Origin of the sequence: Streptomyces sp. RFCAC02 (assembly GCF_004193175.1) — a bacterium.
In the GTDB taxonomy this organism is placed as follows: Bacteria; Actinomycetota; Actinomycetes; order Streptomycetales; family Streptomycetaceae; genus Streptomyces.
This window is the reverse complement of the sequence record NZ_SAUH01000001.1, coordinates 5486328-5500599: the sequence shown is the minus strand read 5'-3', so window position 1 is coordinate 5500599 and position 14272 is coordinate 5486328. Positions and strand designations below refer to the sequence as shown.

Annotated in this window: 12 protein-coding genes and 1 riboswitch; of the genes, 5 read left to right on the top strand and 7 right to left on the bottom strand. The window is 74.4% G+C overall.

What is annotated here, in order from left to right; genetic code table 11:
- Positions 1–23: 23 nt before the first annotated feature.
- Both EMA09_RS25425 and EMA09_RS25420 read right to left on the bottom strand, forming a co-directional pair.
- Complete coding sequence (locus EMA09_RS25425; RefSeq protein ID WP_129843295.1) at positions 24–2201, bottom strand: 3-hydroxyacyl-CoA dehydrogenase NAD-binding domain-containing protein; 2178 nt, start codon at positions 2199–2201, stop codon at positions 24–26.
- A gap of 21 nt (positions 2202–2222) precedes the next feature.
- Positions 2223–3437 carry an acetyl-CoA C-acetyltransferase gene (locus tag EMA09_RS25420; RefSeq protein ID WP_129843294.1) on the bottom strand — a complete coding sequence of 405 codons (1215 nt, stop codon included), beginning with the start codon at positions 3435–3437 and terminating at the stop codon, positions 2223–2225.
- Between the two features lie 189 nt (positions 3438–3626).
- Here EMA09_RS25420 and EMA09_RS25415 point away from each other — a divergent pair, with 189 nt between their 5' ends.
- Together EMA09_RS25415 and EMA09_RS25410 are read left to right on the top strand one after the other, a co-directional pair.
- Positions 3627–3992 carry an RIP homotypic interaction motif-containing protein gene (locus EMA09_RS25415; RefSeq protein ID WP_240796562.1) on the top strand — a complete coding sequence of 122 codons (366 nt, stop codon included), beginning with the start codon at positions 3627–3629 and terminating at the stop codon, positions 3990–3992.
- Between the two features lie 3 nt (positions 3993–3995).
- The gene (locus EMA09_RS25410) at positions 3996–7355 is read left to right on the top strand and encodes a tetratricopeptide repeat protein (RefSeq protein ID WP_129843292.1); all 3360 of its coding nucleotides are present in this window, start codon (positions 3996–3998) and stop codon (positions 7353–7355) included.
- Between the two features lie 136 nt (positions 7356–7491).
- On the opposite strand, the gene EMA09_RS25405 is transcribed toward EMA09_RS25410, so the two are convergent.
- Together EMA09_RS25405 and EMA09_RS25400 are read right to left on the bottom strand one after the other, a co-directional pair.
- On the bottom strand, positions 7492–8178 hold the full coding sequence (locus EMA09_RS25405) for an endonuclease V (RefSeq protein WP_129843291.1): 687 nt from the start codon (positions 8176–8178) through the stop codon (positions 7492–7494).
- A 5-nt stretch (positions 8179–8183) separates the two neighbouring features.
- Positions 8184–9635 (bottom strand): glycine hydroxymethyltransferase, encoded by a 1452-nt coding sequence (locus EMA09_RS25400; RefSeq protein WP_240796561.1) that lies wholly within the window; start codon positions 9633–9635, stop codon positions 8184–8186.
- A 22-nt stretch (positions 9636–9657) separates the two neighbouring features.
- A riboswitch (ZMP/ZTP riboswitch) is annotated at positions 9658–9749 on the bottom strand.
- A 109-nt stretch (positions 9750–9858) separates the two neighbouring features.
- On the opposite strand from EMA09_RS25400, the gene EMA09_RS25395 reads away from it, so the two are divergent.
- Positions 9859–10080, top strand: coding sequence for a dodecin (locus EMA09_RS25395; protein WP_129843289.1), 222 nt, complete (start codon positions 9859–9861; stop codon positions 10078–10080).
- Positions 10081–10097: 17 nt separating this feature from the next.
- On the opposite strand, the gene EMA09_RS25390 is transcribed toward EMA09_RS25395, so the two are convergent.
- Positions 10098–11000: a carbohydrate kinase gene (locus EMA09_RS25390; protein ID WP_240796560.1), complete on the bottom strand. Its 903-nt coding sequence runs from the start codon at positions 10998–11000 to the stop codon at positions 10098–10100.
- A 151-nt stretch (positions 11001–11151) separates the two neighbouring features.
- Here EMA09_RS25390 and EMA09_RS25385 point away from each other — a divergent pair, with 151 nt between their 5' ends.
- The gene (locus tag EMA09_RS25385) at positions 11152–12072 is read left to right on the top strand and encodes an alpha/beta hydrolase (protein WP_129844253.1); all 921 of its coding nucleotides are present in this window, start codon (positions 11152–11154) and stop codon (positions 12070–12072) included.
- A gap of 24 nt (positions 12073–12096) precedes the next feature.
- On the opposite strand, the gene EMA09_RS25380 is transcribed toward EMA09_RS25385, so the two are convergent.
- Both EMA09_RS25380 and EMA09_RS25375 read right to left on the bottom strand, forming a co-directional pair.
- Positions 12097–13026, bottom strand: coding sequence for a helix-turn-helix transcriptional regulator (locus tag EMA09_RS25380; protein ID WP_129843287.1), 930 nt, complete (start codon positions 13024–13026; stop codon positions 12097–12099).
- 92 nt (positions 13027–13118) lie between these two features.
- Entirely contained in the window at positions 13119–13361 is a 243-nt protein-coding gene (locus EMA09_RS25375; protein WP_129843286.1) for a DUF397 domain-containing protein, read from the bottom strand.
- Positions 13362–13668: 307 nt separating this feature from the next.
- Here EMA09_RS25375 and EMA09_RS25370 point away from each other — a divergent pair, with 307 nt between their 5' ends.
- A complete protein-coding gene (locus EMA09_RS25370) occupies positions 13669–14238 on the top strand; it encodes an ATP-binding protein (protein ID WP_129843285.1) in 570 nt (189 codons plus the stop codon).
- Positions 14239–14272: the final 34 nt, after the last annotated feature.

The following is a 14272-nucleotide window of genomic DNA, read 5'->3' as shown; positions in this document are numbered from 1 at the left end:
CGGGACTTCCGCGGGCCGCGCGGTCAGGGGGCCGGGGCGGCCGCCGCCGTCCGTCCGCCGGCGTCCTCGAACGGGCGGCCCGCGGCGGCCCGTTCGAGCAGGGCGGGCGGCGGCGCGAACCGTTCCCCGTGGACGTCGGCCAGCCGGCGCGCGCGCTCCGCGAAACCGGCGAGCCCGCCGTCCCAGCCGTTCGCGCAGCTCAGGACGCCGCCCGTCCAGGCCGGGAAACCGGCGCCGAGGAGCGAGGCGGTGTTGGCGTCGGCGACGGAACCGACCACCCCCACCTCCAGCAGCTCGACGGCCTCAAGTACCGGGCCGATCATCAGGCGGTCGCGCAGGTCGTCCGGGGGGACGGCGACGCCGGGGCGGGCGAAGTGCTCGCGCAGCCCGGGCCACAGATCCGTACGGCGCCCGTCCTCGTACCCGTAGAAGCCCGCACCGGCGGCGCGGCCCGGACGGCCGAACTCCTCGATCATGCGGCCGAGCACCCCGGCGCCGGACCCGGTGCCCGCCGGGCGGTGCGCGGCGGCGGCCCTCGCCGCCAGGACCGACGGCAGCGACAGGTCGTCCAGCAGCGCCAGGAGGGGCGTCGCCCAGCCCGCCCGGGCAGCCGCGCGCTCGACCGACGGCGCGGGCACCCCCTCAGCCAGCAGCGCGAGGCCCTCGTCGATGAAACGCCCGGCGACCCGGGCCGTGAAGGGGCCGGGGGCGTCCCGTACGACGACGGCCGTCCGCTCCAGTGCCCGGGCCAGGTCGTACGCGCGGGCCAGGGCCGTCCCGCCCGTGGCCGGTCCGCGCACGATCTCCGCGAGGCCGCCCTCGGGCGGCAGACGCAGCCCGACCAGGCGCGCCGCGTCCCGCAGGCCCCCGGCCAGGTCGGCGACGGCGAGCACCGCGGTGCCCGTGCACAGCAGAGCGCCGGGCGCCGCCTCCTCCGCGTCCCGCAGCACCGCGCGCTTGAGGTCCGTGTCCTCGGGGACCGCCTCGATGACGGTGTCGCAGCCGGCGAGCGCGCCGGTCCCGGTCGCCGCGGCGATACGGGCGAGAGCCGCGTCGCGCGCGTCCCCGGCGATACGGTCCGCGGCCACGGCGCGGTCGAGCACCGCGGCGGCCGTGTCCCTGCCGCGCCGCGCCGCCTCCCGTGTCACGTCCGTGAGGACGACGTCGAGGCCGGCTGCGGCGGCGAGCCCGGCGATGCCGGCGCCCGTCGTGCCCGCGCCGACGACGGCGACGCGGCGGACGGGCCGCTCGGGCACGTCGGCGGGGCGGGCGCTGCGCCGGCCGGTCGCCCGCAGGTCGAGCGACGCGCGGATCATGTTCCTGGCCACCTGTCCGGTGGCGACCTCGGTGAAGTGGCGCGACTCGATCGTCTGGGCGGTGTCGAAGTCCACCTGCGCGCCCTCGACGGCGGCCGCCAGGACCGCGCGGAGCGCAGGTGCCGGGGCGCCGCCCGTGCGGGCGCTCAGCAGGGCCGGCCAGTACGGCAGCCGGGCCGCGAGCGCCCGGTCGCCGGGTGTGCCGCCCGGGATGCGGTACCCGGGGGCGTCCCAGGGCTGGCGGGGGTCAGGGGCACCGTTCAGCCAGGCGCGGGCGCGGTTCGTCATCTCGTCGGGGTCGGCCGCCAGTTCGTGCACGAGCCCGAGCGCCAGGGCGCGGGCGGGGCGGTGGGCGCGGCCGTCGAGGAGGACGGTCTCCAGTGCGGCTCGGACGCCGAGGAGCCGCACGGTCCGGGCGACGCCCCCCGCGCCCGGCATGAGGCCGAGAGCGGGCGCCGGGAGGCCGATCCGGCCGGCCGGGTCGTCGACGGCGATCCGGTGGTGGCAGGCCAGGGCGAGTTCGAGAGCGAGGCCGGTGGCCCCGGCGTTCAGGGCCGCGACGACGGGCCTGCCGAGCGTCTCGATGCGGCGCAGATCGCGGGTCACGCGGCGGGCGAGGTCGAACACGCGCCGGGCGTCCTCGGGGCCTGCGGCCAGGAGTTCGGCCGGGGCGCCGCCGGCGGAAGCGTCGCCTGCCGAGGTGATGACAATGCCGCGGACGGTCGCGACCTCGGCCGTGAGCCGGTCGGTGACGGCGCCCAGGGCGTCGGCGAACGCGGCGTCCGCGACGGCGGCCGGCAGCCGGGCGGCGTCGAGGGTGAGGGTGACGATGCCGTCGGCGTCGCGGTGCCAGTGGATCGTTCCGTGGGCGTCGTGTTCCGGCACGGTGAGTCCTTCGGGTCGGGATCAGAGGCGTTCGATGACGGTGGCGATGCCCATGCCGCCGCCCACGCACAGGGTGGCGAGTCCGCGGCGGAGGTCGCGGCGTTCCAGCTCGTCCAGGAGGGTGCCGAGGATCATCGCGCCGGTCGCGCCGAGCGGGTGGCCGAGCGCGATGGCGCCGCCGTTGACGTTGACGCGGTCCGGATCGGCGCCGGTCTCCCGCAGGAAGTGGAGGACGACGGCGGCGAACGCCTCGTTGATCTCCACGAGGTCGATGTCGTCCATCGTGAGGCCGGCGCGGGCGAGTGCCCTGGCCGTCGCCGGCGCGGGGCCGGTGAGCATGATGGTCGGCTCGGAACCGGTGACCGCGGCGGAGACGACGCGTGCGCGGGGGGTGAGCCCGTGGCGCTCGCCCGCGGCGCGCGAGCCGACCGCGACGAGGGCCGCGCCGTCCACGATGCCGGAGGAGTTCCCCGCGTGGTGGACGTGCTCGATGCGTTCGAGCCAGTGGTACTTCTGCAGGGCGACCGCGTCGAAGCCGCCCTCGGCGCCGATACGGGCGAACGCGGGCGGCAGCGCGGCGAGGCTGTCTGCGGTCGTACCGGGCCGCGGATGCTCGTCGCGGTCGAGGACGGTGAGGCCGGCCCCGTCGGTGACGGGCACGACCGACCGGGCGAAGCGGCCCTCCTTCCAGGCGCGGGCGGCCCGTTCCTGCGAGGTCGCGGCGTACTCGTCCACGGCGCGGCGGTCGAATCCGCCGAGGGTGGCGATGAGGTCGGCACCGATGCCCTGCGGCACGTAGCCCGCGCGGAGGCTCGTCATGGGATCGTTCATCCACGCGCCGCCGTCCGAACCGATCGGGACCCGGGACATGGACTCGACGCCGCCCGCCAGGATCAGGTCGTCCCAGCCGGCCCTGACCCTGGCTGCGGCCGTGTTGACGGCTTCGAGTCCGGAGGCGCAGAAGCGGTTCACCTGCACCCCGGCGACGGTGTCGGGCAGGCCGGCGGCGAGGGCGGCGACCTTCGCGATGTCGGCGCCCTGGTCGCCGTGCGGGGAGACGACGCCGAGGACGATGTCGTCGATCGCGGCCGGATCGAGCCCGGGGTTGCGGCGCAGCAGGGCGTGCAGGAGGCCGGTGACGAGATCGACGGGCTTGACGCCGTGCAGCGCGCCGCCGGCCTTGCCGCGTCCGCGGGGCGTGCGGAGGGCGTCGTACAGGTACGCCTCGCTGGTCATGGGTCCGCTTCCTTCCTCGGGCACGGACGGCCGGGCGCCGTCGTCCCGGTCCGCCGGGTCCGGGGTTCAAGCGTCCCACCGTGACGGCGGGCGGGGCCACAGCCACCGCGGCCGGTGCCCTGGCCAAGGCGTACCCCGCGGGCCATACTGGGGCAACCGTGCCGACGTGGGGGGAACATGGACCCGGTGATGGTGATCGCGAGTGCCCTGGCGGCGGGGGCCGCCGCCGCCGCGCAGGACGTGGCCTCCGCCGCGGTCCAGGACGCGTACACGGCTCTGCGGGAGTCGGTCCGCCGCCTGTTCGCGGGGCGCCGCGGCGCGGAGGAGACGCTCGACCGGCACGCGGCCGATCCCGGGGCGTGGCAGGCGTCCCTGGAGGAGGCGCTGACGGAGGCCGGGGCCGCCGATGACGCCCGCCTCCTCGCCGCGGCGCGGGACGTGCTGCGCGCTATCGGCCGGGAGGAGGGGCGGCCCGGGGAGCCTCCGGTGGATCTGCGGCATGCCAGGGGCGTCCAGGTCGGCGACCACAACGAGCAGCACAACACGTTCTCCTGACGCGTGGACGGGCAGGACGAGTCCGGAGGCAGGATCGATCTGCGCCATGCGCAGGGTGTGCTGATCGGCAGCGGCGTCCAGCACAACACGTACGTCCTGCCGGCGCACCATGTCGAGTGGCCGCACCGGGTCGGGGTGGTTCCGCCGCCGGCGGCGTGCTTCCACGATCGGGGTGACCTGGCCGATCCTCCTGCCGGTGAGCCGGTGACGACGTATGTCCTGACCGGTCTCGGCGGTGTGGGCAAGACCCAACTGGCCGCGCACTGGGCGCGCATCGCGCAGGCCCGGGGCGATCTCGACCTGCTGGTGTGGGTGCCGGCGGCCAGTCGCCAGGCCGTCGTGGCGGTGTACGCGGAGGCGGCGGCGGACGTGTGCCCCGGCCAGGTCGCCGACGCCGACCAGGCGGCGGCCAGGTTCGTGGCCTGGCTGGAGCGCACCGACCGGCGGTGGATGGTGGTCCTGGACGACGTGACCGCGCCGGGGGACCTGCACGGCCTGTGGCCCCCGCAGCGGCCCGGTGGCACCACCCTGGTGACCACCCGCCGCAAGGACGCCGCGCTGGCGGGCGAGGGGCGCGGGCTGGTGGACGTGGGGCTCTTCACGCCCGACGAGGCGGCCGGCTACCTGACCCGCAGGCTCGGTGGTGATCCCGGCCGGCTCACGGAGGCCGGGGAACTGGCCGACGACCTCGGGCGGTTGCCGCTGGCCCTCGCGCAGGCGTGCGCGTACATGCTGGACCAGGACATGGGGTGCGGCGCGTACCGGGCCAGGCTCGCCGACCGGGCGCGCCGTCTGGACAGCCTGCTGCCGGAAGCCTCCGCCCTGCCCGACCAGCAGCGGCTCACCGTGGCCGCGGCCTGGGCACTCTCCATCGAGCTGGCCGACGGGCTCAACCCGGCGGGTCTGGCCCGGCCGGTCCTCGAACTGTCCAGTGTGCTCAGTCCGAACGGGATTCCCGCCGGCCTGTACACGACCGCCGCCGCACGGGCGTTCCTGGCCGCCGCCCGGGGCGGCCGGGAGGTGGACGCGGAGGACGCGCGCGGTGCCGTGCGGTGCCTGCACCGGCTCAGCCTGGTCAGTGCCGGTCCGGACGGCGCCCCCGTACAGGTGCACGGGCTCGTCCAGCGGACCGTGCGCGAACAGCTCGGCCCCCGGCGCGAGTCGGTGGTCGTCGGAAGGGCCGCCGACGCGCTGCACGAGATGTGGCCCCGGACCGAGCGGGAGTACGCCTTCGGGCAGTTGCTCCGTGCCAACGCCGAGGCGCTGCAGGACCACGGGGGTGCGCTGCTGTGGTCGGGCGGTGACGTCCACCCCGTTCTGCTGAGGGCGGGCCAGAGTCTCGGCACCGCTGGGCTGCTCAACGCCACGATGGCCCACTACCGACGGCTCGCCTCGGCCGCCACGGCGTACCTCGGCCCGGACCACCTCCGTACCCTCGCGTCACGCAGCAACGCGGTCCGTTTCCTGGCGCTCGCGGGGGATCCGCCCGGCGCGGTGGCGGCGTACGAGGACCTGCTCGCCGACTTCCTGCGCCTCGCCGGCCCCGACGACCCCAGGACGCTGGACACGCGACGCGAGATCGCCGCGGCGCGGGCGCAGGGCGGCGACCGGGCGGGCGCGCTCACCGCGTACGACCGCCTGTACGACGACTGCGTCCGGGTCTTCGGGCCGCGGGACCGCGAGACCCTCGACATCCGCTTCCACGTCGCCAAGCTGCTGAACGACACGGGGGACACCGCGCGTGCGACCGCGCTGTGCCAGGAACTGCTGCGCGACTGCCTGCGGGCGCTGGGGCCGTCGCACTCCCTCACCCTGGACGTCCGTATGAAGCTCGCGGATCTGCGGGGGGACGCGGGAGATCCGGCCGGGGCCGTCGCCGCGTGCGAGCAACTTCTCGCCGACTGTCTGGCGACGATCGGCGCGGACCACCGCGACGCTCTGTCCGTCCGGAGGCAGCTCGCGCACTGGCGGGGTGCGGCGGGAGATCCCGCCGGGGCGATCGCCGACCTGGAGGCGCTGCTCGACGACTCCGTGCGCGTGCTCGGCCCTCACCATATCGACGTCTCCGCAGCGCGCTTCGACCTCGGTCTGAGACGCAGCGAGGCGGGCCATCCGGCGGGGCCGATGGCCGCGATCGAGCAAGCGGCGGCCGGCATGGAACAGCTCCTCGGCGCGGGCCACCCGCTCACCATCACCCACCGCGTCCTGATCGCGGCGTGGAAGACCGCCCTGCTGGAGAGTGACCCGGCCGGGGCCGCCGCCGCCATGGAGGAACTGCTTCCCGAGCTGGTGGCCGCCGCGGGTCCGGACGACCCGGGGGTCCTCATGCAGCGCCGCATGCTGGCGGGGATCAGAGGCGCCATCGGTGATCCCGCCGCGGCGGCGCGCGAGTTCGCCGGTCTGCTGGCCGACTTCGTACGCGTGCTGGGTCCCGAGCATCCGCAGACCTTCGCCGTACGGGCCGACCTGGCCGACTGGCGGAGCGAGGCCGATGCCCCGGACGGAGCCGTCCCGGAGGCCGAGGACGTGCTCGGCGCCTGCAGGCGTGTGCTGGGGCCGACGCATCCGGAGACGCTGCACGCCCTGCAGGTGGTCGCGAAGAACCGGCGCGCGGCGGGTGACACGGCGGGGGCCGCGGCGGCCTACGAGGACTTGATCGACGTGCGGCGGCGGGTTCTGGGTCCTGACCATCCCGAGACCCTGCGCGCCCGCGGCACCCTGGCCGACCTGCGGAGCGAGGACGCGGACCCGGCCGATGCGGTCGCGGACCACGAGGAGCTGTTCGCCGACCACCTGCGGGTACTCGGTCCGGAGCATCCGAGGACACTCGATGTGCGCGGCCGAGTGCTCACCGCGCGGGGAGAGGCCGGAGATCCGGCGGGGGCGGCCGCTGCGTACGGGGAGCTGTTGCAGGACTACCAGCGGCTGCTCGGGCCTGACCACATGGAGACCCTTGTCGCTCGCACCACTTACGCGGGGCTGCTCGCACAGGCGAAGGAATACGCGCGTTCGGCCGCGACGTACGAGCGGGTGCTGACCGCGGGCCGGCGGATCTGGAGTCCCGAGCACTTCGCCACCCTGATGATCCGGGGATGCCTGGCCGAGATGCGGAGCCATGTCGACGGCGATCCGGCGTCGGGGCTTCCCGCGTTCGACGCGTTGCTGGCGGACTGTGTGCGGGCACTGGGGCCGGATCACTACGTCACGGACGCCACGCGTGCGTACATCGCGGGGCTGCGGGAACGGGACGCGACCGGGGCCGAGGGGGAGGCCGTCACGTTCCACGGCCTGCTGGAGAGCCGGGGGAAGGCCGCGCGTGCCGCAGGCGGCGACTCCGAGCACGTTCATCACTCTCCGGAGTGAAAAACGAGCGAAGCGTTGCGCACGGTGACGATGGTGGCTACGTTGGTCACCGTAAGTGATGTAGCAGGAAGGGGACCGCGCCATGGGCAGCACTGCGGGGATCAACACACGGGCCGGCGGCGGCCGGGGCGGTGGCTCAGGCGTCGCGCAGGGCCTGCCGGCACAGCCGGTCGGCCGCCCGCGTCGTCTCGGGCAGCCGGTAGCCGAGCGTCGTGAGGTGCAGGGTGTGGGCGCACGCGTCGGCGAGCGTCGTGCGGTGCCCGGCGGACACGAAGACGGGCTTCACCCCGTCTCTGGTGCGCAGGGCGCGGCCGACCTCCTCGTCACCGTCCAGCAGCGGAGCCGCGTCACCGCGCCGTGGCCCCGGTGGCCCGTACCGGAAGAGGAACGGGGTCTTCGCCACCCCGATCGCGGGCAACCCCGTGAGGACCCCCAGGTGGCAGGCGAGCCCGAAACGCCGTGGATGCGCGACACCGTAACCGTCGCAGACCACGAGGTCGGGAGTGTGCCGCAGGGCACCCAGGGCGTCCAGGACGGCGGGCAGTTCGCGGAAGGCGAGCAGGCCCGGCAGATAGGGGAACGGGACGGCCCGCGCCGCCGTGGCGCTCTCGACCACGGTGAGGGTCACCGCGTCGAGGACCACGGCGGCGGCCACCACGAGGTCCCTGCCGTCGTCGTAGGCGACGTCCACCCCGGCCACGAGGGTGCCGGCCAGCCCGGGAGCCGGTCCGGACGAGTCGAGGACGGTGGCCTCGCGCAGCCTCAGCTGCACGGCCACGGCCTCGTCCTCGCCGGCCGGAGTGGTGTGCTGCAAGGGAGACACGCCGCTCAGCTCAGGTCGATACCCGGGTACAGCGGGTGCTTGGCGAGAAGGTCCGCGGCGCGGTCGGCGACCTGCTCGGCGACCCCCTCCTCCAGCACATAGGTCGCCTTGGAGGCGGCACCGCTCTTGGCCGTGCCGGGCTTCGTGCGCGAGAGCACGGTGTCGATGAGAGCGGCGACCTCGTCCATGCCATCGGTGGTCAGGCCCCGGGTCGTGAGCGCCGGCGTGCCGATGCGGATGCCCGAGGTGTACCAGGCGCCGTTCGGGTCGCGCGGGATGGCGTTGCGGTTGGTCACGATGCCGGCGTCGAGGAGGGCCGCCTCCGCCTGGCGCCCGGTGAGCCCGTAGCCGGACACGTCGATCAGGCACAGGTGGTTGTCGGTGCCGCCGGTGACCAGGCGCGCGCCGCGCCGCATCAGCCCCTCGGCGAGGGCGCGGGCGTTGTCCACGACGCGCTGCGCGTAGTCCTGGAACTCCGGCTGCCGCGCCTCCGCGAGGGCCACGGCCTTCGCCGCCATGACGTGCGGCAGCGGACCGCCGAGCACCATCGGGCAGCCGCGGTCCACCTGGTCCGCGAGGGAGTCGTCGCACAGCACCATGCCACCGCGCGGGCCGCGCAGGGACTTGTGGGTCGTGGTGGTGACGATCTGGGCGTGCGGCACCGGGTCGAAGTCACCGGTGAGGACCTTGCCCGCCACCAGGCCGGCGAAGTGGGCCATGTCCACCATGAGCGTGGCCCCCACCTCGTCGGCGATCTCCCGCATGATGCGGAAGTTGACCCGGCGCGGGTAGGCGGAGTACCCGGCGATGAGGATCAGCGGACGGAACTCGCGCGCCGCCTCGCGCACCCGGTCGTAGTCGAGGAGCCCCGTCTCCGGGTCCGTGCCGTACGACCGCTGGTCGAACATCTTCCCGGAGATGTTGGGCCGGAAGCCGTGCGTCAGGTGACCGCCCGCGTCCAGGGACATGCCGAGCATGCGCTGGTTGCCCAGCTCGCGGCGGAGCGCGGACCAGTCGGCCTCGGTCAGGTCGTTGACCTGCCGGACACCGGCGCGCTCCAGCGCCGGGCTCTCCACCCGGGCGGCGAGAACGGCCCAGAACGCCACGAGGTTCGCGTCGATGCCGGAGTGCGGCTGGACGTAGGCGTGCCGGGCGCCGAACAGCTCGCGCGCGTGCTCGGCGGCCACCGACTCGACGGTGTCGACGTTCCGGCAGCCCGCGTAGAAGCGGCGGCCGACGGTGCCCTCGGCGTACTTGTCGCTCATCCAGTTGCCCATGGTGAGGAGCACCGCCGGGGAGGCGTAGTTCTCACTGGCGATGAGCTTGAGCGAGGCACGCTGGTCCTCGATCTCGCGGCCGATGGCGTCGGCGATCCTCGGCTCGACACCGCGGATCACGTCCAGGCTGCTGCGGAACGCCGTGGACGCCGTGGCGGATGTCGTGGAATCTGCGGTCACTGCGGGGCCTCCAGAGGTGAGTCGCGACGGCCCAGGCGCACGGCTCCTCATCGCTCGGCGGGGGCCGCTCCCCGATGGTTGTCCATCTTCGACGCGCCAGTCACGGCCCGCAGCGAGGGTAGCATCGCGTGCCCCGCGGGACGGCGGCCGAGGTCGCGGATGGGACGCCGCGGGTGCACGGTGGAGGAGCGGTGTCGGTGACGACAGCTTCCGGGAGGCCATCGTGAGCGAACACATCTACCGGGTGACGGAGATCGTCGGGTCGTCCACCGAGAGTGTGGACGACGCCGTCCGCAACGCGGTCGACCGCGCGTCCCGCACCCTGCGGATGCTGGAGTGGTTCGAGGTGACGCAGGTGCGCGGGCACATCGAGGACGGGCGCGTGGCGCACTTCCAGGTGGGCCTGAAAGTCGGTTTCCGTCTGGAGGACGAGGCGGAAGCCTGACGTGCCGGCGGACGGCGTCAGGCGCCGAGGGCGGCCCGGGTGGGCGGGTCGGCCCCCGGCCGGGTGCACGTGATCGCGGCGGCCCTCGCGCACCGCGTGAGCACGGCCGTCAGGGCCTCCGGCCCCCGTGGCGGGCCGCCCTGCTCGGCGACCGCGTCGAGCAGGGCCGCCTGGAACGTGTCGCCGGCGCCCACCGTGTCCACGACGCGGACCCGCGGCGCCGCCACGCGCACCTCGTCCGCCGCCGTGACGCCGATCGCGCCCTCCGCGCCGAGCGTGACGGCGACGAGCCGGGGTCCCTCGGCGAGCAGCTCCCGCGCGGCGTCCGCGGGCGCGAGGCCGGGGAACAGCCACGCCAGGTCCTCCTCGCTGGCCTTGAGCACGTCCGCCGAACCGGCGAGATCGCGGCACGCCGCGCGGTAGGCGTCCCGGTCCGGCTGGACGGCGGGCCGCACGTTCAGGTCGGCGACGACCGTCGTGCCGCCGCGCCGCAGGGTGCGGCACAGCTCCCGCACCCGGTCGGCACCCGGCTGGACCACGACGGCGAGCGAACCGGTGTGGAGCACCGCGGTGTCACCGGGCACGGACAGTTCCCGCGGGTCCCAGCCCCCCAGGAAGTCGTAGGTCGCACCGCCGTCCCCGTCCAGGTGTGCCAGGGCGAGCAGTGTGCGGTCGGTGCCCGACGGCACGCGCCGCACGTCCACGCCGATGCCCGCCAGGTGCTCGGCCACCACGACGCCGGGCGCGTCGTCGCCCCACGCCGTGAGGAGCGTGACCGGGCGGCCGAGACGGTGCAGGCCGACCGCGACATTGGCGGGGCTGCCGCCCGGGACGGCGCGGAGTTCCGTTTCGCCCGCACGCCACAGGAGATCCACCAGGACCTCGCCGACGACTGTGACCCGGCTCCCGGACCCGCTCACGGAACCACCCCGATCCTTCCTCATCACTCCCGCGCGACACCGCGGGCCGATCGCACGATACTTGCCGCACTCTCCCCCGGACTCGACGAGGAGTGACGCAGCGATGACCGAGGACAGCGCGCGCACCGCAGGGGACGGACCGGCCGGGCGCATGCGCGCCGGCGTCACGCCGGCCCCCGACGGCGTGCCGATCGCCACCTACACCTGGCTCCCCTCCGCGGCGCCGCCCCGCGCCTGGGTGCAGATCGTGCACGGCGCGGCCGAGCACGCCCGGCGCTACGACCGGTTCGCCCGCGGGCTCGCCGCCCGCGGTTACGCGGTCGTGGCGTCCGACCACCGCGGTCACGGCGCGACCGCGCCCCGCACCGGCGGCCGGGGCGTCGTGGGCGACTCCGGATGGCGGGCCGTCGTCACCGACCTCGCGGCCGTCGCGGCCCGCGCCCGCGCGGACCTGCCGGGCGTTCCCCTGGTGATGCTCGGCCACAGCATGGGGTCCCAGCTCGCCAGGGACTTCGCACAGACGTACGGCGATACGCTCGCGGGGCTCATCCTGTCGGGGACCTTCCGCTCCCTGCCGGGCTGCGAGACGGAAGGGGCGATCCAGCGGCTCCGGGAGGAGATCGAGGTCGGGGGCCGGTCGGCCGCATCGTCGTTCGTCGGCGACCTGTTCGCGTCCTTCAACGCCCCTTACGCGCACCGGACCGGCTTCGAGTGGCTGTCGCGCGACGAGGCCGAGGTGGACCGGTACGTCGCCGACGAGGACTGCGGTTTCCCGTTCAGTGCGGGCCTCGCCCTCGACTGGGTGCTGGGTGTGCGGACGATCAACGACCCGGCCCGCCAGGCACGCGTGCCCCCCGGCCTGCCCGTGCACATGGCGGTGGGCGACCAGGACCCGTGCCACAGCGGCATGACCCTGGTCTACGAACTGCTGGAGGACTTCCGCTACGCGGGCACACGCGACCTGACGTGGCGGGCCTACCCGGGCGCCCGCCACGAGATCCTCAACGAGACCAACAGCGCCGAGGTCGAGGAGGACCTCATCGCCTGGCTGGACGCCCACGTGCCGGGATGACCCCGCGCCCGGCCGGCGTGGAGATCAGTCCGTCTCCTCGTCCTTCAGGCTGTCGAGCAGGCGGAGCTGATCGAGGAACACCCCGGTCTTCCGGTGGGGTTCCGCGGTCGCGCACAGGCTGTCCATGACGGCGAGGTAGTCCTCGACGTCATCGCGCTTGTCCAGGTACAGGGCGCTGTTGAGCTGTTCGAGATAGACGATGTCCGGCAGGTCGGGCTCGGAGAACCGCAGGATGGTGACCGGCCCGCCCGCCGCCGCGAGACCGCCCATGCGGAACGGCGCGATCTGCAGGGTGATGTTCGGCTGGTCCGCGACCTCGCGGAGGTGGCGGAGCTGCTCCCGCATCGCCCGCTTGCCGCCGAGGGGACGCCGCAGCGCCGCCTCGTCCACCACGGCCCAGAGCTTCGGCGCGTCCTCCTTGAAGAGGAGGTTCTGCCGCTCCATGCGCAGTTCGAGCCGGCGCTCGATCTCGCGCTCGCCGGCGCGGGGATGGCCGAGGCGGATGCACGCCCTGGCGTAGTCGGGGGTCTGGAGGAGCCCCGGGACGAACTGCACCTCATAGGTGCGGATGACCGACGCCGCCTCCTCGAGACCGATGAGCGTCTCGAACCAGCTCGGCAGGACGTCGTTGTACTTCTGCCACCAGCCGGGCGTGCCGGCCTGCCGGGCGAGCGCGATGAGCTGGCCGCGACGCGGCTCGTCGTCCACTCCGTAGAGCGTCAGGAGGTCGGCGACATCGCGCTCCTTCGCGCCCACCCGGCCCAGTTCGAGGCGGCTGATCTTCGCGTGCGAGGCACGGATGGCCTCCCCGGCCGCCTCCCTGCTGATGTGGCACTCCTCGCGGAGGCGGCGCAGGTGGGTGCCGAGGACGATCCGCAGGACCGTCGGGCCACCCCTCGGGCGGGCGAGGAGGTCCCGCACGGAAGAGGCCTGACCTGGCTGAACTGGCGCCATGAGCGTTGTCCCCTGAGTGTTGAATTCGCGCCCAGTGTTGCACTGTTCGAGCCGGGCGTACAGTTGCTCCCGGGCAACTCAGGGCGTAACGGTCAGCCCCGGTCCACGAGGTCGTCGAAGTCGCCGTCCTTCGCGCCGAGGACGAACGCCGTCATCTCCGCGCGGGTGTAGATGAGCGCCGGCCCCTGGGGGTCCCGGGAGTTGCGCACGGCGACATCCCCGCCGGGCAGGGCCGCGACCTCGACGCAGTTGCCGTTCGGGTTGCTGCGTGCGCTCTTGCGCCAGGCGGCACCCTCGATCCGGCCGGCCGGCACACCGTTGACGAGCTGCGGCATATGCACTCCTACCTTCCGTCGACACGACCGCCGCCCGCACAGCGGGCGGACGGCCACTGCGTGGATTCTGCCCCAACTCCCGGCGTTCTTGCATCTGTTCTTGCAGATGTTCTTGCATCCGTCCTTGCAGGCGTTCTTGCATTCGTTCTTTACGATGTACTTGCAGCGATACGCTGTGTGGGTTGAGGATGGACTTAGCGGAGCCGCCGCCCCAGGGCGGTCCCAGCACGTCGCGGAGGTCGTCATGCCAGCTCTTCCGTTCGCAGCAACGGCGCCCCACGTGATGGCACCAGCTCCCAGAGGGGTCGTGGACGCGGCAGGCTTCGTGACCTTCCCGCTGGCCTGTACCGCCGGTTCGGCCGGTGAGGCGCGCCGCCTGACGTCACGCACCCTGCGCGGCTGGGGGCTCGGATCCCTGGTCGACGACGCCTCGGTGATCGTCTCCGAGCTGGTGACGAACGCCGTCCGCTACGGCCGCCCGGTGAGCGTCGGCCACCGCCCGATGCCCCCGGCGACGGTGGACCAGCCGTTCCTCCTCAGCCTGGTCCACTGCGAACAGGCGGTCCTGTGCGCCGTCTTCGACCCCGGCCGCGACGCCCCCCGCCTCAAGGAGCCCGACTTCCTGCGCGAATCGGGCCGCGGGCTGCATGTCCTCGCCTCTCTCGCCGCGAACTGGGGCTGGACCACACCGGACCGCCACGGCAAGGCCGTGTGGGCGCTGCTCTCGGAGCAGCCGGCCGACGACAACGGCACCGGCCCGGCGCAGGACGACCCCGAGTGGGACCCGTTGACCCGCCTCCTGCTGCTCCTGGAACTGCTCAGCGGCCCGTCCTGGCTGAAGGCGCTGGGTACGTCCTCCTCCGAGCTGGCGAGCTGACCGGCACAGGGAGGGAATCGCGGCGCGGACACCA